The 23,956-nt window shown below is 70.5% G+C and carries 18 protein-coding genes, 1 tRNA gene and 1 pseudogene; 6 read left to right on the plus strand and 14 right to left on the minus strand.

Translation table 11 applies throughout. From position 1 onward, the window contains the following. Positions 1-6 precede the first annotated feature (6 nt). From ettA to M2283_RS15365, 3 genes and pseudogenes are all read right to left on the minus strand, one after another. A complete protein-coding gene (gene ettA / locus M2283_RS15355) occupies positions 7-1,671 on the minus strand; it encodes an energy-dependent translational throttle protein EttA (RefSeq protein WP_280876748.1) in 1,665 nt (554 codons plus the stop codon). Positions 1,672-1,914: 243 nt separating this feature from the next. Further along, positions 1,915-2,016: pseudogene (locus M2283_RS15360) on the minus strand (GntR family transcriptional regulator); the annotation flags it as partial. Between the two features lie 52 nt (positions 2,017-2,068). Continuing rightward, entirely contained in the window at positions 2,069-2,686 is a 618-nt protein-coding gene (locus M2283_RS15365; protein ID WP_280876749.1) for a TetR/AcrR family transcriptional regulator, read from the minus strand. An 84-nt stretch (positions 2,687-2,770) separates the two neighbouring features. Here M2283_RS15365 and M2283_RS15370 point away from each other — a divergent pair, with 84 nt between their 5' ends. After that, positions 2,771-3,544 carry an SDR family oxidoreductase gene (locus M2283_RS15370; RefSeq protein ID WP_280876750.1) on the plus strand — a complete coding sequence of 258 codons (774 nt, stop codon included), beginning with the start codon at positions 2,771-2,773 and terminating at the stop codon, positions 3,542-3,544. A gap of 212 nt (positions 3,545-3,756) precedes the next feature. Here the strand turns inward: M2283_RS15370 and M2283_RS15375 are convergent, their stop codons facing one another. From M2283_RS15375 to M2283_RS15390, 4 genes are all read right to left on the minus strand, one after another. Next, a complete protein-coding gene (locus M2283_RS15375; protein WP_280876751.1) occupies positions 3,757-5,166 on the minus strand; it encodes a Cys-Gln thioester bond-forming surface protein in 1,410 nt (469 codons plus the stop codon). A 260-nt stretch (positions 5,167-5,426) separates the two neighbouring features. Then, entirely contained in the window at positions 5,427-5,900 is a 474-nt protein-coding gene (locus M2283_RS15380) for a single-stranded DNA-binding protein (RefSeq protein ID WP_280876752.1), read from the minus strand. Between the two features lie 321 nt (positions 5,901-6,221). Then, a complete protein-coding gene (locus M2283_RS15385) occupies positions 6,222-8,333 on the minus strand; it encodes a YfjP family GTPase (RefSeq protein WP_280876753.1) in 2,112 nt (703 codons plus the stop codon). Positions 8,334-8,336: 3 nt separating this feature from the next. Further along, positions 8,337-9,944, minus strand: a complete 1,608-nt coding sequence (locus tag M2283_RS15390) for a dynamin family protein (protein ID WP_280876754.1) — start codon at positions 9,942-9,944, stop codon at positions 8,337-8,339. A 320-nt stretch (positions 9,945-10,264) separates the two neighbouring features. On the opposite strand from M2283_RS15390, the gene M2283_RS15395 reads away from it, so the two are divergent. Together M2283_RS15395 and M2283_RS15400 are read left to right on the plus strand one after the other, a co-directional pair. Beyond that, positions 10,265-10,337 (plus strand) — tRNA-Arg (locus M2283_RS15395). A 177-nt stretch (positions 10,338-10,514) separates the two neighbouring features. Next, the gene (locus M2283_RS15400) at positions 10,515-12,443 is read left to right on the plus strand and encodes a TerD family protein (RefSeq protein ID WP_280876755.1); all 1,929 of its coding nucleotides are present in this window, start codon (positions 10,515-10,517) and stop codon (positions 12,441-12,443) included. 31 nt (positions 12,444-12,474) lie between these two features. On the opposite strand, the gene M2283_RS15405 is transcribed toward M2283_RS15400, so the two are convergent. Beyond that, a complete protein-coding gene (locus M2283_RS15405; RefSeq protein ID WP_280876756.1) occupies positions 12,475-13,695 on the minus strand; it encodes a hypothetical protein in 1,221 nt (406 codons plus the stop codon). A 188-nt stretch (positions 13,696-13,883) separates the two neighbouring features. Between M2283_RS15405 and M2283_RS15410 the strand changes: the two genes are divergently transcribed. Together M2283_RS15410 and M2283_RS15415 are read left to right on the plus strand one after the other, a co-directional pair. Continuing rightward, on the plus strand, positions 13,884-14,336 hold the full coding sequence (locus M2283_RS15410) for a hypothetical protein (RefSeq protein WP_280876757.1): 453 nt from the start codon (positions 13,884-13,886) through the stop codon (positions 14,334-14,336). After that, positions 14,333-15,490 carry a N(5)-(carboxyethyl)ornithine synthase gene (locus tag M2283_RS15415; protein WP_280876758.1) on the plus strand — a complete coding sequence of 386 codons (1,158 nt, stop codon included), beginning with the start codon at positions 14,333-14,335 and terminating at the stop codon, positions 15,488-15,490. Before M2283_RS15410 ends, M2283_RS15415 begins: the two co-directional genes overlap by 4 nt. Here M2283_RS15415 and M2283_RS15420 read toward each other — a convergent pair. The 5 genes from M2283_RS15420 to M2283_RS15440 form a co-directional block, all read right to left on the minus strand. Beyond that, the gene (locus tag M2283_RS15420; protein ID WP_280876759.1) at positions 15,477-17,462 is read right to left on the minus strand and encodes a LamG-like jellyroll fold domain-containing protein; all 1,986 of its coding nucleotides are present in this window, start codon (positions 17,460-17,462) and stop codon (positions 15,477-15,479) included. The two genes, M2283_RS15415 and M2283_RS15420, sit on opposite strands and share 14 nt — an antisense overlap. 112 nt (positions 17,463-17,574) lie before the next feature. Beyond that, entirely contained in the window at positions 17,575-17,841 is a 267-nt protein-coding gene (tatA, locus tag M2283_RS15425; RefSeq protein WP_280876760.1) for a Sec-independent protein translocase subunit TatA, read from the minus strand. 68 nt (positions 17,842-17,909) lie between these two features. Continuing rightward, positions 17,910-19,664, minus strand: a complete 1,755-nt coding sequence (locus M2283_RS15430; protein ID WP_280876761.1) for an LCP family protein — start codon at positions 19,662-19,664, stop codon at positions 17,910-17,912. Between the two features lie 135 nt (positions 19,665-19,799). Then, complete coding sequence (gene mgtA, locus M2283_RS15435; protein ID WP_280876762.1) at positions 19,800-22,445, minus strand: magnesium-translocating P-type ATPase; 2,646 nt, start codon at positions 22,443-22,445, stop codon at positions 19,800-19,802. Positions 22,446-22,500: 55 nt separating this feature from the next. After that, positions 22,501-22,872 carry an ArsR/SmtB family transcription factor gene (locus tag M2283_RS15440; protein WP_280876763.1) on the minus strand — a complete coding sequence of 124 codons (372 nt, stop codon included), beginning with the start codon at positions 22,870-22,872 and terminating at the stop codon, positions 22,501-22,503. A 244-nt stretch (positions 22,873-23,116) separates the two neighbouring features. Between M2283_RS15440 and M2283_RS15445 the strand changes: the two genes are divergently transcribed. Continuing rightward, complete coding sequence (locus M2283_RS15445) at positions 23,117-23,386, plus strand: GlsB/YeaQ/YmgE family stress response membrane protein (protein ID WP_280876764.1); 270 nt, start codon at positions 23,117-23,119, stop codon at positions 23,384-23,386. An 18-nt stretch (positions 23,387-23,404) separates the two neighbouring features. Here M2283_RS15445 and M2283_RS15450 read toward each other — a convergent pair whose 3' ends face one another. Next, positions 23,405-23,953 (minus strand): hypothetical protein, encoded by a 549-nt coding sequence (locus tag M2283_RS15450; RefSeq protein ID WP_280876765.1) that lies wholly within the window; start codon positions 23,951-23,953, stop codon positions 23,405-23,407. Positions 23,954-23,956: the final 3 nt, after the last annotated feature.

Genomic DNA, 23,956 nt, shown 5'->3' on the forward strand with positions numbered 1-23,956 from the left:
GATCGATCAGCCCCGGGTCAGCTTCTTGTAGGTGGCGCGGTGCGGCCGGGCGGCGTCCGGTCCGAGCCGCTCGACCTTGTTCTTCTCGTACGAGTCGAAGTTGCCCTCGAACCAGAACCACTTGGAGTCGCCCTCGTAGGCGAGGATGTGCGTCGCCACTCGGTCCAGGAACCACCGGTCGTGGGAGACGACCACGGCGCAGCCGGGGAACTCCAGGAGCGCGTTCTCCAGCGAGCCGAGGGTCTCGACGTCGAGGTCGTTGGTCGGCTCGTCGAGGAGCAGCAGGTTGCCGCCCAGCTTGAGGGTGAGCGCGAGGTTGAGGCGGTTGCGCTCACCGCCGGACAGGACGCCGGCGGGCTTCTGCTGGTCGGGACCCTTGAAGCCGAACGCGGAGACGTAGGCGCGCGAGGGCATCTCCACCTGGCCGACGTTGATGTAGTCGAGCTCGTCGGAGACGACGGCCCACAGCGTCTTCTTCGGGTCGATGTTCTCGCGGCTCTGGTCGACGTAGCTGATCTTGACGGTCTCGCCGACCTTGATGGAACCGGAGTCCGGCTCCTCCAGGCCCTGGATCATCTTGAACAGGGTGGTCTTGCCAGCACCGTTGGGGCCGATGACGCCGACGATGCCGTTGCGCGGCAGCGTGAAGCTGAGGTTGTCGATGAGGACCTTGTCGCCGAAGGCCTTGCCGAGGTTGTTGACCTCGACGACGACACTGCCGAGGCGCGGGCCCGGCGGGATCTGGATCTCCTCGAAGTCCAGCTTCCGCATCTTGTCGGCCTCGGCGGCCATCTCCTCGTAACGCGCCAGGCGCGCCTTGGACTTGGCCTGACGCCCCTTGGCGTTGGACCGCACCCACTCCAGCTCGTCCTTCAGACGCTTCTGCCGCTTGGCGTCCTTGGCACCCTCGACCTTGAGGCGGGTGGCCTTGGTCTCCAGGTACTTGGAGTAGTTGCCCTCGTAGCCGTGCAGGCGGCCGCGGTCGACCTCGCAGATCCAGCCGGCCACGTTGTCCAGGAAGTACCTGTCGTGGGTCACGGCGACGACGGTGCCGGCGTACTTGGCGAGGTGCTGCTCCAGCCAGTTCACCGACTCGGCGTCGAGGTGGTTGGTGGGCTCGTCGAGGAGCAGCAGGTCAGGCGCTTCCAGCAGCAGCTTGCAGAGCGCGACGCGGCGCTTCTCACCACCGGAGAGGGTGGCCACGGGCCAGTCGCCGGGCGGGCAGCCCAGCGCGTCCATGGCCTGCTCCAGCTGCGCGTCGAGGTCCCACGCGTTGGCGTGGTCGAGCTCCTCCTGGAGCTTGCCCATCTCGTCGAGCAGCGCGTCGGAGTAGTCGGTCGCCATCTGCTCGGCGATCTCGTTGAACCGGTCGAGCTTGCCCTTGACCTCGGCAACACCCTCCTGGACGTTCTCCAGGACGTTCTTCTCCTCGTTCAGCGGGGGCTCCTGCAGCAGGATGCCGACGCTGTAACCGGGAGACAGGAACGCGTCACCGTTCGACGGCTGCTCCAGCCCGGCCATGATCTTGAGGACGGTGGACTTACCGGCGCCGTTCGGGCCGACGACGCCGATCTTCGCCCCTGGAAGGAAGCTCAGGGTGACGTCGTCGAGAATCACCTTGTCGCCGTGCGCCTTGCGCGCCTTGCGCATGGTGTAAATGAACTCAGCCAAGAGAAACCGTCCGGCAGCTTGAAATCTGGCAGTGGGCAGATACACCCCATCTTGCCCGAGGTCCACCCTTGGGTGTTAACCCGTTTGGTCGGGGGGCTGTGACCTGGGGTTTCCTTCGTCGTCTGCGTAGCTGCCCCGTCACCGTTTGTTGCCGACGGTCACCCCTGAGTGGCCCCTACGGCACGGCGACGCCAAGGGGGACGGGTAGAGAAGGGCACGGCTTACAAGCGCCGGCTCCCCCGCCTACCGACCGATCGGGACCCCGTACACGATCTCGCGGTGAGTGGCGGGCACCACGATGTCGGCCGTCTCAACAGGGCGCCCCTGGTCGCTCGATCGTGATCTCGCCGTTCAGTGTGGCCACGCAGGCGAGACGGCAGGTCGGCGGCGAGTCGGATCAGTGTCGTGCCGCGGGCCATGCAACCAGGGCCAGTTCCGCGGTTTCGGTCAGCTCGGCCGCCGTGGCCCCGTCGCGGGCGCGCTGCGACATGCCCTGGATGACCGCGGCGAAGTACGCGGCCAGCGCGCGGGGGTTGGCCGCGTCGGACAGCTCTCCGGCCTGTTGCGCCACGCGTAGGCGGGCTTCGAAGACGCCCAGGTTCCCGTTGCGCAGGTTGCGCAGGAATGCCTCCACCTCGGCGTCCTGCAGGGTGACGTTGGTGGCTGCGCTGATCGTCAGGCATCCGGCCGGGTGGGCAGGGTCGGGATAGATGACCGCTGCCTCACGCAGGATGCGGGTGAACGCGGCGCGGGCGGTGGGTTCCTCTTCGAGGGCGACGCCCATGAAGGCGCCCACGGGCGAGCGCCCATAGCAGTGCACCGCTTCCTTGAACAGCGACTTCTTGTCCCCGAAGGCCGCGTACAGGCTGCCGGGCCTGATGCCCATCGCCTCGGTCAGCTCGCCGATGGAGGTGGCCTCGTAGCCGCGTTCCCAGAACAGACGGGTCGCCGCTGTCAGTGCCTCGGCGCGGTCGAAAGCCCTCGGCCGCCCTCGTTTCGCGCGTGTGTCAGTCACCCCTCCATTTTAGAGCGCTCACTCAAGAAGGCATGCTACTTTTTTTGAGTAATCACTCAACAAATCGAGGAGTGGCCAACAGCCATGCGTACACGCACACTTGAGGGAAAGATCGCACTGGTCACCGGCGGCAGCCGCGGCATCGGCCGGGCCATCGCGCAACGTCTCGGCCGGGACGGCGCCACCGTCGCCGTCGCCTACGCCCGCGACGAGACAGCGGCGAACGAAGTCGTCGAACGCGTCCAGAAGGACGGCGGCCGCGCCTTCGCCCTGCACGCCGAACTGGGACGGCACGGTGACGCGGCCTCCCTGTGGGCCGCCTTCGACGCTCATGTCGACGCCTACGCACCTGACGGAGGCGTCGACATCATCGTCAACAACGCGGGCATCGGCCGCAGCTCCGCTCTGGCGTCGCTGACCGAGGACGCCTTCGACGAGGTCTTCGCAGTGAACGTCCGCGCACCGTTCTTCATCGTGCAGCAAGGGCTGGAACGGCTGCGCGACGGAGGGCGGATCATCAACATCTCCAGCGGTGCGGCTCGCCTCGCCCTGCCGGAGATCATCGCCTACGGCGCCACCAAGGGCGCGCTCGACACCTTCACCCTCAACCTCGCCAAGGAATTGGGGCCCCGAGGCATCACCGCGAACTCGGTGGCGCCCGGCATCATCGACACGGACGTCAACGCAAGCTGGCTACGCGGCAATCCGCAGGCCGAAGCCCACGCGGCGTCCCTGGCCGCGCTGGGCCGGGTCGGGCAGCCGGAAGACGTGGCCGACATCGTGGCTTTCCTCGCCTCCGACGACGCACGCTGGGTGACCGGCCGGGTGATCGACGCGACGGGCGGTTCCGGGCTGTGAGCCGCTCTCCTTGGGCGCGGCACCCGGCCTCCTTGGGCGGGGCCCCCTACCCCCTGGGCGGAGCGCCTCGCCCTCCTTGGACGGAGCACCCTCTCCCCGAGCGGAGCACCCCGCCGTGATTTCCCGCCCGAAGGGCCCGCCGACGGGATGCGTCCGAGGACGTGACGGGCCCGGTGCGCCCTGGTCGAATCCCGACGTCGGGCAGTGAGCCGTCAGCCCTGCGCGGACGTCTCCTTCTTGCGGACCACGACCAGCGCCGTGCCGCCGATCACGACCAGGCCGATGGCGATGCCCGCGATCAGCGGGGTCGCGCTGGAACTGCCGGTCGCGGCGAGGTTGGTGTCGTTGGCGACGCCCCCCACCGTGGCCGGGCTCGGCTCACTGAGGGTCTGGACCGCGTCCCCGCCCGCGCTGCCCTGCGTCTTGCAGTCGAGGACCCCGGTGAACCGCTTCTCGAAGCCGCTCGGCCCGGTGATCGTGAAGTCGTACGCCTGGTCCTCCTGCAACGGCACCGTCACCGTGTGCGACTCCCCCGCCGGAATGCTGTACTCGGCGCCCAGCAGGGAGAAGGTGAACGCCTCGTCGCCCTGGTTGGTCGCGGTGAGGTCCACGCCGCCCTTGGCGCAGTTCTTCGCCGCCGACAGTGCCGGTATCGCTCCCTGGCTCGCCCAGCTCGCGCTCGCCGTCGCGGAGACCGTCGACTCGCTGGAACCGGCCAGGATCTGCGTCTGGCTCCGGCTCTCGGAGGCGAAGGCACGGCCGACCGGCACGGTCGTCGAGGCCTGCACGGTCAGCTCCGCCGAGCCGACGGCGGTGCCCTCGGGCACGTCGAAGAAGACCTGACTGCCGTCCACCGCGGACGTGATCGGCTTGCCGTCCTTGCCGACGATCCGCACCCCGCTGATGGCGGCGTCCGCCGGTGGCGTCAGCGTCGCGCCGGCCGCGTTGGTGTGTACGGTCACCGGCCCGAGCAGCTCACCGGGGTGGCCGGAGACGGCGGGCGGGTCGAGGGTGAGCGAGGCCTTGGGCTCCGTCAGGTCGGCCGCGCTCTTGTGCAGGTAGTCCGCGAGCTTCTCGGCCTGCGGGTCGACCGCGTCGACGTCGGCCCCGTCCGAGTAGCGCCAGATGGCCACCTGGGTGCCGGCCGCCGCGTCCTGCTCGGTCAGGCCGCTCTGGACGCCCGCCCTGGCGGCGAGCGTCGCGAGGTCGTTGACCTGCGGGTAGGAGTTCTGCAGGATCCAACGGATCTTGCCGGCGTCCTTGTTGGCGGCCAGCGAGGTGCCGCTCCAGGCGGTCTCCTGGTACTTGGCGTCCCGCTGGGTGGGGTTGTGGATGTCGACGCAGTACGTCTGCAGGGTGCCGCCGCCGTCCACGGACATCTCGAACAGCCCCGCCGAGACCTCCTGGTCCCCGCCGGCGTCGTGGATCACCGCCGCCCCGTACGTCTTCAGGGCGCCTATGGTCGCGGTCGCCCCGCCCTGACTCTGTGCCGTCTCCTCGGCAGCCGCCGATCCGGCCCCGGCCAGCGCACCGGCGGCGACCAGCCCGGACACAAGAGTGGCGGCGGCCAGCCGGGCCGCACCTCGCCTGCACGCGGACAGCACAGAGAAAGAAGAAAGCACCAAATTCCCCTTCGAGCAGGACCCGTTGACGTGGGGGGTGTGGTCCCACCAGCAGAATCAGAAGCCCCGAGAGATATCACCGGCATCCTAGGGACGCGGCGCACCACGCCTCCCGGTCATACCGTCGGACAAACGATCCGACTCGGAATCGTTATCGCCCGGACCGCGTCCGAGCAGGGCTTATCGACAAATCCACCGGGTCTTACGGAGCGCATTCGCCGATAAGCCACAGTCCGGTCAGTTCGGGGCACTGTCCGCCATCACATCACCGCGGCAGGTTCCGGCTCCTGTGGTGACAAGTCATCCTCCGAACCGCCCGGCGGCGACTCCCAGTTGGGCTCCGACTGCGCGGACGCGGCGGCCGTCCCCGGCTCACCCCTGTTCGCCCGCCGGAAGGCCGACGTACCGCGTGCGAGGTCGTGCCCGATGGCCACCGCGTCGAGGTCCGCCGAGGTCCAGCTCTGCCCCTCGCGCACATCCGTGCGCACCTTCAGCCGGCCCTGCACGATGACGGGGTCGCCCACACTCAGCGACGCCGCCGCGTTCGTCGCGAGCTGCCGATTGGCCCACACCGTGAAGAAGTTGGTGTGCCCGTCCGTCCACGTGTTCTTCTCGCGGTCCAGATAACGCGCGGTCACCGCGAGCCGGAACCGCGCGGACGGTCCCGACGCCAGCTCCCTGTACACCGGCTGCGTCGCCACGTTCCCCACGGCACAGATGATCGTCTCGTTCATCACGAACCCCTCCTTCGCCCGACTGCGGAGGCCGGGCGGACATGCCTACGGGCCCGTCCCGTACGGCTGCGTCTGCGTCTTTCGCCGCCGCGGCGATCACGTCCGTCGCGATCGCCGCACCGCCAGACTGCCTCCGTCGGGCCGAGCCCGCTGAGCCCTGTGGACCACCCCCCGCCTGTGGACAACTCCGTCACCTGGACGAGTGATCCGCCGTCACGACGCGGTTCACCTGGTCCCGTTCACCGCCAAGTTCACCGGGCCGCACCCCACCCCCAACCACGCGCACCCACACCCGCACCCCGCCCCCGCCCACGCGCACCCTCACCGCGTCCCGGCCGCCGCCCCCACCCCCGTGACCCGGCCGAACTGCTCCCGTACCTCCCGGTACCGCAGCAGCTCCGCCGCCACCGGATCCAGCACCCGAGCCCGCCCGCACCCGGCAGCCGCCTCCCGCAATCGTCGTTCCGCGTCCGTGCCGTACCGCCGCGCCGGCCCGCGTGCCGCCATCCGGCAGCTCCACTCGACGAGGGGACCGCCGATGATCCCGGCCACCATGAGCATCACCGGCACCCCGAGGTTCGGCGCCATGAAGCCGATGATCTGGCCCAGCAGCCACAGCCCGCCCACGATCTGAAGGACCGTCATGGCGGCCTGGGTCAGGACGGCCCCCGGCCACCAGCCCGGCCGCGGCGGTCGTCCCGGCGGCAGTCCGGCCCGCGCCGCAAGTTCGTCCAGCGCCTCGGGCAACCCCTGTGAGCCTCGTACGGCCGCCTCGCGCACCGCCTGTGCCCACGGCGCGGGCAGTCCGGCCGAGGCCCGGTCGGCCAGCGTCCGCACGGCCTGTTCGACTCGTTGGCGGGCCGTGGCCTCCTCGTCCTCCTGCGTGCGCAACAGGAGCCGCCCCGTGGGGGTTTCGTACCGGTCCTGGTACCAACGCCACAGCCGCAGCCAGGGCGTCCCGCACGCGCGGTTGGCGTTGCGCAGCCACGCGCGCTCTGCCGCCTCGCCCGCCGCGGTGGCGCCCACCGCGTCCGCGAGCCGCCCGGCGAACTCGTCGCGCGCCTCCTCACTGAGGCCGGTGCGCCGTCGGGTGGCGTACACGGGCCACAGCCCCACCGCGGCGGCGTCCAGGTCGGCCGAGATCCGGCGCGCCGGGGCGCCGCGCTCCGCGACGAACTGGCCGAGCGCCTCGCGCAGTTCACCGAGGCCGTCCCCGGTGAGGGCCGACAGCGCGAGCACGGTGGCGCCGGGTTCGCCGTACTCGCCGAGCGCGATCCCGTCCTCGTCGAGCAGCCGTCGTAGATCGTCGAGGACCTGCTCGGTGGCCTCGCCGGGCAGCCGGTCGATCTGGTTGAGGACGACGAACATGACCTCCGCGTGGCCCGCCATGGGCCGCAGATAGCGCTCGTGCAGCATGGCGTCCGCGTACTTCTCCGGGTCGACGACCCAGATGACCGCGTCGACGAGCGCCAGTACGCGGTCCACCTGCTCGCGGTGCTGCACGGCCGCCGAGTCGTGGTCGGGCAGGTCGATGAGGACGAGCCCGCGCAGTTGTGCCTCCGCCTCGGCGCTCTGCAACGGCCGCCGCCGCAGCCTGGGCGGGATGCCGATCCGCTCGATGAGGCCCGCGGCACCGTCGCTCCAACTGCACGCGATGGGCGCCGCGGTGGTGGGCCGGCGTACGCCGGTCTCCGAGATCGCCACTCCGGCGAGCGCGTTGAACAGCTGCGACTTGCCGCTGCCCGTCGCTCCCGCGATGGCGACGACGGTGTGCTGCCCGGAGAGCCGGCGCCGTGCCGCCGCCTCGTCCAGAACCCGCCCGGCCTCGGAGAGCGTCCGGCTGTCCAGCCGGGTCCGCGAGAGCCCCACCAACTCCCGCAACGCGTCGAGCCGCGACCGCAGATGACCGTCGTAGGCGAGCGGGGCGGCCATGGCCTGCGCGCTGGGCCCCCTGGTCTCCACCACGGGCGGCACGTACCCGGGCGCGACGGTGCCGTCCTCGGCCACGCGGCGTGCGATCAGCCCGTCGTCCCAGACGCTCGTTGCCTCGGCGGAGGCGGAGTCCGTACGAGTGCGGGTGTCGTCGTCTTTACGTCCACTGCCGGCGTCGTCGTCTTCGCTCACGCGCGCGTGGTGCGTACCCGCGTGCCCGGCGGTCCCGACAGTCCCGTCTTTCGGGCGCCCGCCGTCGGCGGAGTCATCGCCCGCACCCGTACGGTTTTCGTCACCCTCTCCGAGGGGAGCGGCGTCCGAAGTGCCCTCTACAGGGGCGTCGTCTTCGGAAACGCCCTCTTCAGGGGAACGCTTTTCCGGACGACCGCCCTCGGCCACTGTCTCTCCAGCGTGATCGGCATGATCCGCGTGATCGGTGTGGTCGGCCTGATCCGTGTGGTCGGCGTGATCCGTGTGGTCCTGGTCAGTGACGGCAGTCACCGGTCACCTCTCCTTCTGCAGTACGGACAGCGCGGCGATGAGTTCGGCCTGGGGTTCGGGGTGTACGTCGAGTGCGTCGAGGGGCGCGAGGCGGCGCTCGCGCTCCGTGTGCATGACCCGGTCCACGTGTTCGGCGAGCAGCCGCCCGCCCCGGTCGCGCAGCCGCAACGCCCCGTGCGCGCCGATCCGTTCGGCGAGCCCCTCGCCTGCCGAACGCGCCCGGCGACCGCCCAGGAGCGCGGTGGCGACCAGGACGGCAACCGCCTCGGGGTCCGGCGCGACGGTGCGGTCGAGGTCGCGCACCTCCTCCTCGGCGTACTCCTCCAGTTCGCGCCGCCAGCGCCGTACCGCCATCCCGATGCGGTGCTCGGCGCTCTCCAGGGAGGGGTCGCGGTCGGTGAGACCGGGGGCGCCCGCCGCGGGTTCGCGCCGCCAGGTCTCGTCCACGCGCTCGTCCGCGGCGGTGACGGCGCACAGCAGGAGGGCCGCCAGGCTCTCCATGAGCGCGTCGAGGAGCTCGCCGGCGGAGCAGTCGACCGGGAAGGCGCGCCAGCGCTTCAGCGCGTCCCCTGCGAGCACGGCGCCCGCCTGCAACCGCCCTCGTACGCGCGCGTGCTCGCTGTCGTACGCCGCGTCGACGGCGGAGGTGAGCCGCAGGGCGGCCGCGTACTGCGCGGCGGCGGCGCTGGCCAGTTCGGGCATCCGGGACTTGAGCGAGTCGAGGACGCCGTACGCGGTGCGGGCCAGGGTCTGCTGTCGGTTGGCGGGGTCCTGGACCTGGTGGATGAGCCAGTTCCGCAGCGAGGCGACGGCGGTGGCCGGCAGCAGCCCGCCGCCCCAGGCGGACTCGGGGAGTTCGGGCACGGTGAATCGCGGTACGTCGCCGAGGCCGGCCTTGGTGAGCAGCGCCGCGTACTGCCGGGACACCTCGGAGGCGACCTGGTGCGGCACGCGGTCGAGGACCGTCACGAGGGCGGCGTCGTACTCCTTGGCGGTGCGCAGCAGATGCCAGGGGACGGCGTCGGCGTAACGGGCGGCCGTGGTGACCATCACCCAGATGTCGGCGGAGCAGATGAGTTCGGCGGCCAGGACGCGGTTGTCGGCGACCAGGGAGTCGATGTCGGGGGCGTCGAGGAGGGCGAGGCCGCGCGGGAGGGTCTCGGCGGTCTCGACGCGCAGCACGCGCGCGGGGTTCTCACCCGGGAGGAGCAGGTCGTCCCCGGGCTCCTGGTGGGGCACCCACACGCGCGTGAGGTCGGGCAGCACCCGCATCCCGCTGAACCAGTGATGGTCCTCCGGGTGGCACACCAGCACCGGCGTGCGCGTGGTCGGCCGCAGTACGCCCGCCTCGCTGACCCGCCGGCCCACGAGGGAGTTGACGAGGGTCGACTTGCCGGCGCCGGTGGAACCACCCACCACAGCCAGCAAGGGCGCTTCGGGCTCTCGCAACCGGGGCACCAAATAGTCGTCGAGCTGTGCGAGCAGTTCGTCGCGGTTGGCACGCGCGCGTGGAGCCCCCGCCAGGGGCAGCGGGAAGCGTGCGGCGGCGACACGGTCGCGCAGGGCGGAGAGTGCGTCGAGCAGCTGAGGCCGTACGTCCAAGGTCACCACATGTGAAGAATGCCCAATTTTAGGGGAATTCTGAAGCATATGAGCATGTCTGCGCGCCGACCGGACACAAGGGATGGAAGGGATGACTGGGACGCGGCCACAGCCCAGGCATAACGAGTGCACAACACCCGGGGCGTGAGCGGCCAAAAGCGATGCACGATTCGTACCTGCCTGCGATTATCAGGACCGCTTCACCGAACCTCCACATCGAGCCACGGAGGCGAAGCAACAGGGACAAGGACGCGGGAGCCCTATCCTTGTCCCCGGCAACGTCACGGATCAGCCCACACCCGGGCACCAGACACGAGGCCACCACACCGGCCCCCGTAGCTCAGTGGATAGAGCAGGCGCCTTCTAAGCGCTTGGCCGCAGGTTCGAGTCCTGCCGGGGGCGCACCGTCTCCGCCCTCCCAATGGGAGGGCGTTTTTGCTGGCCAGAGCCATTTCATGGGGCTCGGCCGAGTTGCTGCGCGAGGGTGGCCTCGGCCTTCCTGTGAAGCCGACCACCCAGACATGGGCAAATCGGCATACAGGTTGAAGGGCGCCCACATATCGGATCATCCTTGGCGCCATGAGTCCCGCCTCCGCCCCCTTGGACCTGCTCCCCACGGGCGAGTACGCCCGCGACTGGGCCCTCGTCGACGTGGAGACCTCGGGGCTCATGGCCCGGCGGGATCGGGTGTTGTCCGTCGCGGTGATCACGATCGGGCCGGACGGTGAGCAGACCGGGGAGTTCTCGACGCTGCTCGGTCCGGGGTGTGACCCGGGGCCGGTCGAGGTGCACGGGCTGACCGTCGAGCGGTTGCGGGGCGCGCCGAGCTTCGATCAGGTCGCCGAGCGGATCGGAGGGATGCTCCAGGACCGGGTCCTGGTCGCTCACAACGCCCAGTTCGACTACGACTTCCTGGCCCACGAGTTCGCCCGTGCGCGGATGTGGCTGCCGGTGTCCCAGCGGCTGTGCACTTTGGCTTTAAATCGCCAGGTGGATCCGCCGACGGACAACATGAAGCTCGGCACCCTCGCGGCCCACTACGGCGTCCCCCAGCAGCGCGCGCACGATGCACTGGACGACACTCGGGTCCTGGCCGGGATCCTGCGGGCGTCTCTGCGCGAGGCGGCGAAGCTCGCGCTGCCCCTGCCGCTGGTGACCTGCCCTCCCCGGGCAGAATCGACGTTCACGCCGAAGCCGCCCAAGACCCCCTGCGCGTACCGCAATCCGGGGCGGATGACTCCCGGCGGACCGCTTCAGCAGGGGATGAAGGTCGCGCTCACCGGTGAAACCGCCCATGCCCGGGCGGAGTTGGTCGGGCGGGCAGTTGCCGTCGGGCTGAACATGATGACCTCCGTGAGCCGGCACACCAGCGTCCTGGTCACCAATGAACCGGCGTCCGGATCCGCGAAGGCCGAACGCGCACTCGCCGAGAACGTGCCGGTCATCGACGAGAACACCTTCCTGCGGCTGCTGACCGACGTACGGCCGGGGGTGGTGCATGAGGCGACAGCCGTAGTGGTCGTCCCGGTGACCGAGTCGGACGCGGAGCAGGTCATGCCCGTGGAGCAGCCGGTGTCCAGCACAGCGGCTGCCGCTCCCGTCACGGAAACACCGGCCCTGCCCACGAACGTCCCCGATGTGTCGGACCCTGCTCCGCCTCAACCGGCGCCCTCCGGCGGCCACTTGGGCAAGCCCTTGGCAGGCCGCCGTGTGCTGGTGCTCGGTGGCGCCCATGCCGAGGCCGCCGCTGCTCGTACCCGCGTCGTGGAGTTGGGCGGATCCGCGGCGGTCAACCTCTCCGTGAGCGTCACCGACGTCGTGCTCCTGCCGGGAGGGGAGGGTGACCGGCGTATGAGTCGGATCACCGCCCTCGGGCTCCCTGTGCAGGACCGTCACTGGATCACCGCGCCGACCGCCGCCGGCCCGGTCGAGGTCGGCGAGGCGGCCGATGCCGCTCTCCGGCCCCAGGAACCGCACGTGTTGCCCAGGGGCGGCGTCATCGACCTGCCCATGCCGCTCGGCGGACCCGCGCCCGAGTGGTACGTCACCGCCGGCTGGGCGCCGCGGTCCGACTGCGAGGTCGATGTCGTCGCCTTCCTCCTCGACGAGGACGAACAGGTCACCTTCGACGAGGACTTCATCTTCTACGGAGCCCCCGAGAGCCCCGCCGGGACGGTACGGCTCCTGTTCGGCGGGCCCGCCGAACAGACCGTCGCCCTCAACCTGGCATCCCTGCCGCCCTCGACCCGCAAGGTCGTCGTCGCCGCGGCGATCGACGGCGACGCCACCTTCGGGACGGTCGGGGCGATCCAGGTCGGCGCGGCTCCCGGCAGCAGCGGGGCGCCGCTCGCCCGGGCCACCCTGGACGCCGCCACCACCGAACGCACCCTGCTGCTCGCGGAGTTCTACCGCAGGGGGCCGCTCTGGCGCCTACGCGCCGTCGGCCAGGGCTACGACCACGGCCTGGACGCCCTCGCCCGCGCATACGGCGTCGACATCGCCGACTGAACGACACCGAAGCGGCACCGGACGGAATCCCTCACTGCACCGCCGCCTCGGGCTCACCCGCCGCGGACGGGTGAACGTATCTGCCCTCCTTGAACGGCGTGAACCACGACTCGAACGCCACCGGCGCCACTCCGAACGCGCCCCTCGCGGAGGCTCCGCCGATTCCGTCCGCCCCCTCGATCCCCTCGATCCCGCCCATCGAGTCGTCGTAGAGCCACTCGTGGCCCATGTCCTCGTAGACGTTGCCTGCGAACGCGGCGAGGGCGGCGGACAGTTCGTCGTCGAGCAGGCCGTAGAGCTCCAGGGTCGTGGTCGCCTGGCTCAGGAGGAATCGCAGGGCGAGTTCCTCGGCGACACAGCTGAGGCGCTCGAAGCTTCCGTCGGTGAAGCGGGTGGTCATGGCGATCACCGTCACCAGGAAGCGGCGGGAGAAGTGGGCGTCGTAGTTGAGGGCGTACCGGTCGGGAAGGCGCTCCAAGTGCCAGAGCGGGCCCTCGCATTCCGCGACGGTCGCCTCCTCCTGCGTCAGGACCTGGACGTCCTCGAACAACTCGTCCACCAGGATGTCGATCGCGTAGACCAAGGCCCCGGCGGCGAGTCGCGCGGTTTCCGGTGGGACGGCGGAGTCGCCATCGCCACGCGCCCTCCCGCCTGTCTCCCCTGCGCCTTCCCTCTCTTCTGCGCCTTCCCTCTCCTCACCCTCACCCTCATCGTCGATCACGCCGAACATCGCCGGTGTGAAGGACCGCAGTTCGTCCGCCAGTTCCAGCATCTGGCTTCGTACGGCCGCGGATTTCGCCTCGTCGTCGTGGGCCCCTTCGGTGCCTTCGGCCGGTGCGCCGCCGGTGTGGCGGGCCTTGCGGGCGGCGGGGTCGTCGGGCGGGGCGTCCGGGCCCTCCGCCGCGTCGAGGCTCTGTTTGGCCAGGTCCGGGTGGAGTTCGACCTCGCAGCGGTCGATCGTCCAGTCGGCCAACAGCTCTGAGCGTTCCAGCAGTTCGTCGACCAGCGCCTGTACCGATTCCTCGGCGACCTCCAGGGCCGGGGCGTCCACGACGACCTTCAGAAGGGCACCGCCCGGGTGGACGGCGACGATGGTGTCGAGAACGTCGACCTCCACGCCGTCGGGTCCCTCGACGGCCCGTACAGAATCGAAGCCGTCCTCGATGAGCGCCACGGCGCCGGCGCGTTGGAGCGGGTCCATCTCCGGAGTGCCCTCCGGGATGCAGGTGTCCACAGTCACTACGTACGTCACGGGACCGAGCCTGACAGGCGGGAACGGTCCCGCGCGAGGGAACGGGCCCGTCGACACCGGGGATTTGTATGGAAGCCACCCTGTCCGACCTGCGCAGGTCCGGCCGGTCGGCGAGTCCCCCGGCCTCGCCGACACCGCCGGGCGCCGCGCATCGACGTAGAACTGCCCCTGAACCGGCCGTGGTTGTGGTGCGCGGCGCGATCTGGCAAACCGGGACGGCGAACGGCCTGTCCGACACGGTGGTCGCCCGAGCGGCGTCCGCCGGATTGCGCTGCAACTCGCCGACGGCGATGTCGCGCACCCCGGGCAGGCCGCGCGCCTCCGGACAGGAGGCCGACCTGGTGGTCGACCAGCACGTCCAGCGAGAGCTGCACACCTCACTAGACGAACATACGTTCGAAGATGTGGAACGGCTCGGCTACGCCGAACGCCGCCCCCGCCCCGGCCGCCCACGGACCGTCACCCGACCGGGACAAGCCGGGACGATCCGGGATGCGACGGACCAGAACATTCCAGGACCGGAGTACGGTGGCACTACCGAGCGCACCTCGCACGCCGTCACCGTTTCGGCGTCGCCCTCGGGGAACGGCAAGGCGGCCGGAGCACTTCGCGTCCGGTCGGAAATGAGCCGCCCCACATGAGCCTGTTGACTCTCGGAGTACTCGCCTCCTCGCACAAGGAGAACGAGTTCCGGCTGCCGCTGCACCCCCGCCACCTCGACCGGATCGCCCCGGACATACGAGAGCGCATCTTCCTCGAACAGGGCTACGGCGAACGCTTCGGCGTCGCCGACGACGCGCTGCGCCCGCTCGTGGCCGGCCTGCACTCCCGCGAGCGGCTCCTCGCCGACTGCGACGTCGTGATGCTGCCCAAACCGATGCACGACGACATCGCCGAACTGCACGAAGGCCAGACGCTGTGGGGCTGGCCGCACTGCGTGCAGGACGAGAAGATGACGCAGATCGCCATCGACCGACGGCTGACCCTGATCGCCTGGGAGGCCATGAACCACTGGACCTCCACGGGCGCCTTCAGCGTCCACGTGTTCCACAAGAACAACGAACTCGCGGGCTACTGCTCGGTGTTGCACGCCCTGCAACTCGGCGGGCTCACCGGCAGCTACGGGCGCCGGCTGCGCGCGGTGGTCATAAGCTTCGGCGCCACGGCACGCGGCGCGGTCACGGGCCTGGGCGCCATGGGCGTCTCCGACGTCACGGTGCTCACGCAGCGCGCCGCGGCGGCCGTGGCCTCGCCGATGCCGTCCGTCGTGATGGGGCACTTCGAGGAGCAGGAGGACGATCCGTCGCGGCTGCAGGCCGTCACCGGGCTCGGCCCCGTGCCGCTCGCGCAGTACCTCGCCGGGTTCGACATCGTCGTCAACTGCGTCCTCCAGGACACCGACGCACCGCTCATGTTCGTCAATGACGAGGAACTCGCCCTGTTCCAGCCGGGCACCTTCTTCATCGACGTCTCCTGCGACGAGGGCATGGGCTTCGCCTGGGCCCGCCCGACCACCTTCGGCGAGCCCATGCACACGGTCGGACCGGGCTGCCACTACTACGCGGTGGACCACAGCCCGTCCCACCTCTGGAACTCCGCCACCTGGGAAATCAGCGAGGCCCTCCTCCCCTACCTCCCCAAGGTCATGGGCGGCCCGGCCTCCTGGGACACCGACGTCACGGTCAAGAAGGCCATCGAGATCCGCGACGGCGTCATCCAGAACCCGAAGATCCTCTCCTTCCAGCACCGGTCGGCCGACTACCCGCACGCACCCTCGGAAGCTAGGCATTCATGAACTGGCCTGGCTTCAGCGCCCGATCGGTGATCCGTACGTCGCCGATCGTGCCGTGGAAGACCTGGCTGACCGCGCCCGCCCACTGGTAACCGCCCAGCAGGAACGGCATGTTGAGCGTCGTCAACCCGATGGCCGTGCTGGTCGGGTTGCGACCCTCCTCGCAGCCGTTGACGTAAAGCTTGCTGATCCGGCCGTCGTTGGCGACGGCGACGTGCCACCACTCCTCCTGCTGGAGCAGGTGGCTCCAGGCGGTGGTGGCGCCGTTCTGGTTGAGCGGGTAGGCGTTCCACTGGAGTTCGATGGAGCTCGACAGGCTCACCGTGAGGACGGGCTCGTCCGCCGTGGCGGACGGGCCGTTCTTGCCCGCCTGGGCCGCCGTGCCCGCGCGGCTCAGCATCGACGACCAGCCGTTGCGTCCGCCGTCCCAGTCCGCCGGCACCTTGAAGAAGACCTCGAAGGTGTAACCGCGGGCGAAGGTCTCGCGGTTGATCGGCGCCCGGTCGACCGTCTGGAGGTACGCGCCGCTGACCGGGTTGCCCTGCCCCGCGAACACCAGCCCCGCGTGGGCGGGTTGGTCGGGGTGATGGTCGCCGGTCCAGGTGAGCGCGTGCGCGGGGGTGCCGGGGACGGTCTTCAGGACGAGGTCGTTGCCGTGACCCGTCCGGTCCTTCACGACCGTGTCGGCTGCGACGGCACCGCCGGCCGTGCCGCCACCCTCGTCGAACCGCCAGTAGGCCAACGTGCCCGGCAGCAGCATCCGTCGAGCCGGCCGGGACCTGCGCGGCGGCACCGGTGCGAAGCCCGCGAAACGCTTCTCGAAGTCGATCGCCATCGAGAAGTAGTCGACCTTCGAGGTCAGTTCGAGCTCCCGCGCCGCGAGGGCGTTCAACTCGCCGTCCGCCGCCAGCTCGCGGATCCACGGCGAGAAGGTGGCGACGTCGATCATCCCGCGGTCGAGGTCGAAGCGGTAGGAGCGGATCATGCCGGCGCCGCCGTAATAGCGGTCCTGGTAGTTGGTGATGTGCAGATGTACGTCGTTGCCGGCGCTGTTCTTCAACACCGTGCTGCCGGGCGGCCAGTAGTGGCCGTTGAGGGTGAGGAAGATCTGGTCGTTGTCCTTGATCAGGCCGTCCCACAACTGCTGGCCGTAGGAGGACAGTTCGGCCGCGCCGTCCTCGTCCGAGCCGACGATCTCGTGCGTCGTCACGATCACCGGCAGCGTCGGGTTCGCGGCGATGACGGCATTGGCCCACGCGAAGCCCTTCGCCGACAGGCGCCAGTCCAGCGACAGCAGCATCCACTTGCGGCCGCCCGCCTTGAAGACGTGGGCGGTGTTGTAGCCGTCGGGACTTGAGGAGTGGTAGCCGGGCGTCCTCCTGGCCCGCGCCGGGCCGAAGGTGTCCAGGTAGGGGGTGGCACCGCGTTGGTCGTCGTCGCGGACGTCATGGTTGCCGGCCAGCACGCCGTACGACGCCCCCGCGCGGTCCAGCATGTCGAACACCTTGGTCGCCGCCGCGTACTCCTCGGCGAGACCGTTCTGCGTCACGTCACCGAGGTGCGCCAGGAACACGATGTTCTCGTCGTTGCCGCCCGCCCGCCCCGCCGGATCGAGGACGTAGCGGAACGACGCCTCCATCGGCACCGGGTGGATGCGGTCCTGGTCGAACATGTACTGGGTGTCGGGCATGACGACGACCGTGAAGCGGGGGTTGTCGGGGTCCGGGTCCCACTTGCCGCGCGCCGTCGGTGACATCGTTGTCTGCCCGTACGGGTCATCGTCGTCCCCGACCCGGCTCCGGCCGCTTCCGCCGACTGCCGCATACGCCGGAGCCCCGCCCAGCACCCCTGCCGCCGCCGCGCCCACCCCGAGCACACCGGCCCGATTCAGGAACGTACGTCGACTCGACGCGGCGATGCCGTCACCGTCGAGGTCCGCGGTACGAGGGCACCCGTTCACAGCTGAACTGTCCATGTCCGCTCCAATGCCGAGTATCAGAACGGAGCCACGCTATGGACGGCGGAGATACGGCAGACCTGCGCGCCGGGAACCGGATGCCGAACGACGCGCCAACACCACTTGTTTCCTACTGAGTTGCCTGAGGTGTCTGAGCCGCTTGAGGTGCCTGAGCTGCCTGAGGTGATTGGGATGGCTCGGACTTCTGAGACGGCTGAGACGGCTCGGAATACTCCGCCACCCCGTCCTCCTTCATCGCCTTCGCCTCGCTCTTGAGGATCCGCATCGACTTGCCCAACCCCCGCGCCGCTTCGGGTAGTTTCTTCGAGCCGAACAGCAGGATGATCATGATCGCCACGATCAGCAGGTGCCAGGGTTCCAGTCCGTTGCGGAGCATCCCGCACGCCCTTTCTCTACATCCCCCGCGCTCAATTGCAGTCTTGCGCAACTGTACAACCCACGGCCTCAGTCGTCGGAGTCCCGCCTGCTGGTAGCCGCCGCATACGCCTGTGCCGGCGTCATCGCGACCCCGTTGAGGCTGACCGTCTTGTAGGGGCTGACCTTGGCGCAGGTCTTGGACTGGTCGGCGGTGGAGGCGTGGGCGTTGGAGACGGCGGCCGCCGTGTCGGCCGGGGCCGGGGCGGACGTACCGCCCGGGTAGGTGCCGCCGCTCGGCCAGTCGCTGCCGATCACCAGGGTCAGGCCCGTACCGGTGCCCTGTTCCAGATGAGAGGCGGGCAGGCCCAGGGACTTGGCGACCGTCTGGGCCTCGGCCTTCTGGCCGGTGCCGTAGCTGAGCGTGGTGGTCACCGCGGGGCTCGGCGCGTTGGCCGTGGTCGTGCCCGAGCTGAAGCCGTGGTCCGTGAGGGCGGTCGCCACGGCGGAGGCGCGGCCGGTGATCTGGGTGCCGTTCTCGACGGTCACGGCGATCTGGGCGGCGGGGACGGCCTGGACGGTGGCCGAGGGCTTCGCGGTCGCTGAGGCCGCCGCGGACTTCTTGCCGGAACCGTCGGTCAGCGGCTGGTCGCCCGCGATGGTGGAGAAGAGGGTCTTGGCGCCCGTGCCCACCACGACACGGTTGTCGTTGGCCGGGTCGGGCGCCGTCTGCATGGTCGTGAACGTCATCCGCTTGGTGGGGACCTTGTTCACGTCGGCCGCGAGCGAGATCAGCTTCTTGACGCTGCCGAGGCCGTCGTCGACGGTCAGCGCCTTGGTGGCGGCATCGGCGAGACCGTAGACCGCGGTCGGGTCCGTCAGGGTGCCCGCGCTCTTGAACTTGCGGATCATCGCGCTGAGGAAGATGTGCTGGGAGACGGTACGGCCGAGGTCGCTGCCGTCGCCGAAGCCGTGCCGGGAGCGCACGAACTGGAGCGCCGCCTCGCCCTTGAGGGTGTGGGTGCCCTTGGAGAGCTTGAGGTGCGAGTAGGTGTCGTAGACGTTGTCGCTGACGCACACGGGGACACCGCCTACCGCGTCGGACATCTTCACCACGCCGGAGAAGTCAAGTTTGACGAAGTGGTCGATGGGGATGCCGGTGAGCTGGTGGATGGTGGCCACCTGACAGGCGGGACCGTACTGGAGCGCGCTGTTGATCTGCCCGTAGTAGCCGCCGGTGGACGTGCCGTTGGCGGTGTCCTTGCAGGCCGGGACGTCGGTCATGGTGTCGCGGGGGATGCTCATGATGGTGGCGTTGGACCGGTCGGCGGCTATGTGCACCACCATCTCTACGTCCGCGTTCCCGCTGCCGGTCTGCACGCCGGTCTGCGAACAGCCGCCGCCCAGCTTGCAGTCGGCGGCGCTGGTCCGCCCGTCCGAGCCCATCACCAGGATGTTGATCGGCGTACGGCCGAAGGCGTCGGCCTTCTCCGAGCCGCCCTTGCCGTCCAGCGCGACGCTGTTGATGTTGCCGTTCAGGTGCTGGTAGAACCACCAGCCGGCCCCGGCCGTGGCTATCACCAGAACGGCCAGACACAGCCCTACGGTCCTCAGCACCCGCCTGCCGCGCCGCACCGGACGCGCCCGGCGCGCCCCCCTGCCACCGCGTGAACGGGCGGCCTCCCGCGCCGCCGCCCGACCGCCCTGCGGATGCGTACCGGCGGACCTCCCCGCCCCTCCGGCGGATCTCCCGGACCCGCCGGACGACTTCGCGTGCTGCCCGGGCACCCGGTCACCGCGGCTGCGGGTGGCCTGGCCGCCCCTGCCGTCCCACGGGTCGCTCATCTCCCACTCCCCTGAACGGTCGGGCCCGAGCAGGGGCTCCTTGGGTTGCGTAGTTGCGCAATCTAACAAACCCCTGACCGGTTCAGGACAGGTGCCTGCCCGATTCACAGGTGAGGGATGTCATGGAACCCGAGGTCACCGAACTCCGTCGTGGCCTCGCTCGTACCGTCTCCGGGCCGCCAGGAGTGCGCCGGCGTAGAGGACCAGAACGGCGGCGAGCAGCAGGTAGTACACGACCGGGAGGGCGGTCAGACCGAGCATCGCGCCGAGCGGTGACGGCGGGAGGGACAGACCGATCGCGGCCAGGGTGACCGCCGCCCGGACCACCGGACCAGGCCTGTGTCCCTGCGCAGCTCGGCTGCCAACCCTCAACAGCACCATCACCAAAGCCTGGGTGAGCAGGTTCTCGGTGAACCACCCTGAGTGGAACGCCGCTTCGTCGTCCCCCGTCCCCGGACCGTGCAGGGCGAGCGCGAGGACGCCGAAGGTGGCGAGGTCGGCGACCGCGTTGAGCGCGCCGAACCCGACGATGAACCGCAGCAGCGCACGCGGGCGCAGCACGGTCGGACGGCGCAGCACCTTCGGGTTCGGACGGTCGTGGGCGAAAGCGAGCTGGGCCGCGTCGAAGCCCAGGTTCTGCGTCAGCACCTGGGCCGGCAGCATCGGCAGGAACGGCAGCAGCAGGCCCGCGCCGAGCATCGCGATCACGTTGCCGAGGTTCGAGGAGAGCGTGACCCGCAGATACGTGGCGATGTTGCCGCCCGCGTACCGGCCCGCCGCGACGGCGTGGGCGATCGCGGTGAGGTCCTTCTCGGCGAGCACCACGTCCGCACCCTCACGGGCCACGTCGGCGGCACCCCGCGGCGCGATCCCGACGTCGGCGGCGCGCAGCGCGGGCAGGTCGTTGACGCCGTCCCCGAGAAAGCCGACGGTGTGCCCGGCGGACCGCAGCGCGTGGGTGATACGGGCCTTGTGTTCGGGGGTGCAGCGCGCGAACACGGCGGTGCGGCGGACCAGTTCGGCGAGTTCGGGGTCCGTGCGGCCGTCGAGGTGGTCGGCGGTGAGTACGTCCCCGTCGGCGACCGGGACGCCGAGGTCACGGCAGGCGCGGGCGGCGGTGCCGGGGTGGTCGCCGGTGAGGATCTTCACGGCGACGCCGCGGTCGGTGAGGACCCGCAGCGCGTCGACGGCGGTGGGCGCGAGGGCGTCCCGCAGGGTGACCAGACCGCGGAAGGCGAGGCCGCGTTCGTCGGCCGGCGTGTACTCACGCGCGCGTGCCGGGCGTTCGGCGGTGGCGACCGCCAGGACGCGCAGACCGGCGGCGGCCTGCCGGGCGGCGAGGTCGCGCAGCCGATCGCGCTCACCGTCGCCCACCTCCTCGCCCCCGCCCTCGCCTCCGTCGAACACGCAGCGCTCCAACACGGCCTCGACGTCTCCCTTGACGACCAGGGTGTGCGTGCCGAGCCGGCCGGGGGTGCGCACGACGGCGGTGGACAGGCGCCGGACCGGGTCGAAGGGGACGGCCGCGGTCCCGTCGTACGCCATGAGTTTGTCCTCGTCGGCCGCGTCCAGGAGCGCCTCGTCGAGGGCGTCGGGGGCGGGCAGGTCTGCGAGTTGGAGGGTCCACCAGGCGTTGACGCCGGCCCAGCGCAGCACCTCGGGGTCGTCCCGGCCGTCCGGTCCGAGGGCGCCGTCGACCACCGGGCGGTCCTGGGTGAGCGTGCCGGTCTTGTCCAGGCACAGCACGTCCATCGCGCCGATGTCGTGCAGCGCGGGCAGCCGCTTGACGATCACCCCGTGGGACCGGGCCAGCAACGAGGCGCCACGGGCCAGGCAGGTGGTGACGAGGACCGGCAGCATCTCCGGCGTCAGCCCCACGGCCACCGCGACGGCGAACGGCAACGTCTCCGACCCGCGTCCGCGCAGTGCCGCGTTGGCCATGAGCACCAGCGGCGGCGTCAACAGCATGAACCGGATGAGGATCCACGAGATGCCGTGCACGGAACGGTCGAAGGCGCTGTCCCCGGCTCTGTCGGACGCACGTCCGTGGGCGGCGGCGAACCTGGTGTGGGCGCCGGTCGCCGTGACGATCGCGGTGGCACTGCCGGCGGCGATGCTGCTGCCCTGGAAGCAGAGTTGGGGTTGCCCGAAGAGGCCGGCGGGCACGGGCGGTCCGCCATGAACCCCAGGACCTACGTCGTCCACCACACCCGGCATGTCAGCCGCGGACTTGGCGACCGGAGCGGACTCGCCGGTGAGCGCGGCCTGGTGCACGCTCAACCCGCTCGCGCGCAGCAGTCGTACATCCGCCGGGACCACGTCACCGGGGCCGAGGCGGATCACGTCACCCGGGACCAGTTCGTCCACGACGATCTCGTGCACGGTGGGCGGCGCGTCGTCGTCGGCGCGGCGCAGCACGGTCGCGGTGGTCGCGACCAGTTCGCGCAGCGCGGCCATGGAACGGTCGGCGCGGTGCTCACCGGACGCGCGTAGCACGCAACTCACCACGACCAGCAGGAGGATCACCGAGGCGGTGCCCCAGGCGAAGACGGCGGCCGACACCAGCCCGAGGCACAACAGGACCGCCGTGAACGGATCGCGCAGACTGCGCACGAACAGCCGCAGCCAGGAAGCCTCACGACGAGCCGGAAGCGTGTTCTCACCGAACCGCGCCAGCCGCTCCTCCGCCTGCGCCCGGGTCAGCCCACGCGGACCGCTGTCCAGCCGGCGCAGCACTTCGAGCACGGTCGGTACCGACGGCATGGCCTTCGTGTCCGTCATGGCCGACCCGGTCGATACGGCCGTTCGCAGACCAGATCCCTCGGCCGCCGTCGGCTCAGGCACCGGTCCCGTGCAGCCGGCGTACCGGCGCGGTGGTCTGGTGCGAGCGGGCGGTCAGCTGGCCGACCATCACGCGCACGACGGTCACGATGTCGGGGTCGTCGACGTAGTAGACCTGCCGTCGGCCCTCTCTGCGGGAGCGCACGAGGCCGGCGAGCTTCAGCTTGGCCAGATGCTGGCTGACCGCGGGCAGCGCGCCGCCCACCCGGTCGGCGAGGTGCGTGACGTCGCTCTCGCCCTGGGACAGCGCCCACATGATGTGGAGCCGGGCCGAGGAGGCGAGCAGGCCGAACACCGCGGCCGCCTCTGTCAGGACCTCGGCGGACGGGTCCTCGTAGCTCACTACGCCCCCGACGTTCTCCGCCACAGTCCGCTCCCGTCCCGCCCATGTCACAACCGTCGTACGGCCGTCATTCAGCCGTCATCCGCACGCCCGCCCAGTCTAGGCGGCGGCACCGACAGCGCCCGCCGTCCGTGCCCGGAGTTCCCGGGTTGCGCAATGTCTTGAGCGAGTGACAGAACCTCGACGATCTCGTGAGCACCGGCGATACACCGCCATGATCGACCTAGGCTTGCGCAATCAAGCAACCCTGACTGGAGGAGACAACGACGTGGGCATCATCGGCTGGATCATCCTCGGCCTGCTCGCCGGAGCCATCGCCAAGATCCTGCTGCCCGGCCGCGACCCGGGCGGTCTGATCGGCACGACCCTCATAGGCATCGCGGGCGCCTTCGTCGGCGGCTGGCTCTCCTCCCGCTTCCTGGACCGCCCGGTGGAGAACCACTTCTTCGACCTCTACACCTGGGGCTCGGCGATCGCCGGCTCCCTGGTCCTGCTCATCGCCTACCGCCTGCTGTTCGGCAACACACGCCGCGACTGACCCAGGACTGTCGACGGCCTACGGGGCGCGGGAACCGGGCACGGCGCGACCATCGCGCCCACCCACCCGCGCCTCCTCAAGACACCGCAGCAGGAACGGCACCATCCCGCGCTCCAGCAAGGCCGCTTCCCACGCCTCGCCACTTTCGCCCGCCTCACCCCGGCCGGCCTCACTCCCGTCCTCGAGCGGCCGACTCCGCGCCGCCACCAGCAGCCACCCCAGATCGCCGATCGCCACCCCGACGGCCACCGCCCCCGCGAGCAGCGCCGCCGTGATCAGGCCGCCTCCGACGTAGGGCCGGTCCGCGAAGACGCGCATGCCGTACCCGGCGATCAGACAGACCACCGCGACCACCGCCGACAGGACGGGAATCAGCATCACCAGGAGGTTCTGGACCCCGCCCGAGCCGTTCGCCTTCGCAGCGGCGACGATGCCGGCGCACTCGTCCAGCGCCCTGGCCCGCAGCCGCTCCCGGTCCACGGCCCCGTCGACGCGTTCGAGGGCCTGGTCGAGCACCCGCTCGAACAGCACCACGTCGATGTCCTGCGACGGCCCAGGATCTGCCATGTC

This window comes from Streptomyces pseudovenezuelae, from assembly GCF_029892565.1.
Classification (GTDB): Bacteria; Actinomycetota; Actinomycetes; order Streptomycetales; family Streptomycetaceae; genus Streptomyces; species Streptomyces pseudovenezuelae_A.

Coding starts and splice junctions, on each gene's coding strand:
- M2283_RS15370 (WP_280876750.1), top strand. CDS start 2,771: ATGCGTACACGCACACTTGAGGGAAAGATCGCACTGGTCACCGGCGGC.
- M2283_RS15380 (WP_280876752.1), bottom strand. CDS start 5,900: ATGAACGAGACGATCATCTGTGCCGTGGGGAACGTGGCGACGCAGCCG.
- M2283_RS15400 (WP_280876755.1), top strand. CDS start 10,515: ATGAGTCCCGCCTCCGCCCCCTTGGACCTGCTCCCCACGGGCGAGTAC.
- M2283_RS15415 (WP_280876758.1), top strand. CDS start 14,333: ATGAGCCTGTTGACTCTCGGAGTACTCGCCTCCTCGCACAAGGAGAAC.
- M2283_RS15420 (WP_280876759.1), bottom strand. CDS start 17,462: ATGGACAGTTCAGCTGTGAACGGGTGCCCTCGTACCGCGGACCTCGAC.
- tatA (WP_280876760.1), bottom strand. CDS start 17,841: ATGCTCCGCAACGGACTGGAACCCTGGCACCTGCTGATCGTGGCGATC.
- M2283_RS15430 (WP_280876761.1), bottom strand. CDS start 19,664: ATGAGCGACCCGTGGGACGGCAGGGGCGGCCAGGCCACCCGCAGCCGC.
- mgtA (WP_280876762.1), bottom strand. CDS start 22,445: ATGACGGACACGAAGGCCATGCCGTCGGTACCGACCGTGCTCGAAGTG.
- M2283_RS15450 (WP_280876765.1), bottom strand. CDS start 23,953: ATGGCAGATCCTGGGCCGTCGCAGGACATCGACGTGGTGCTGTTCGAG.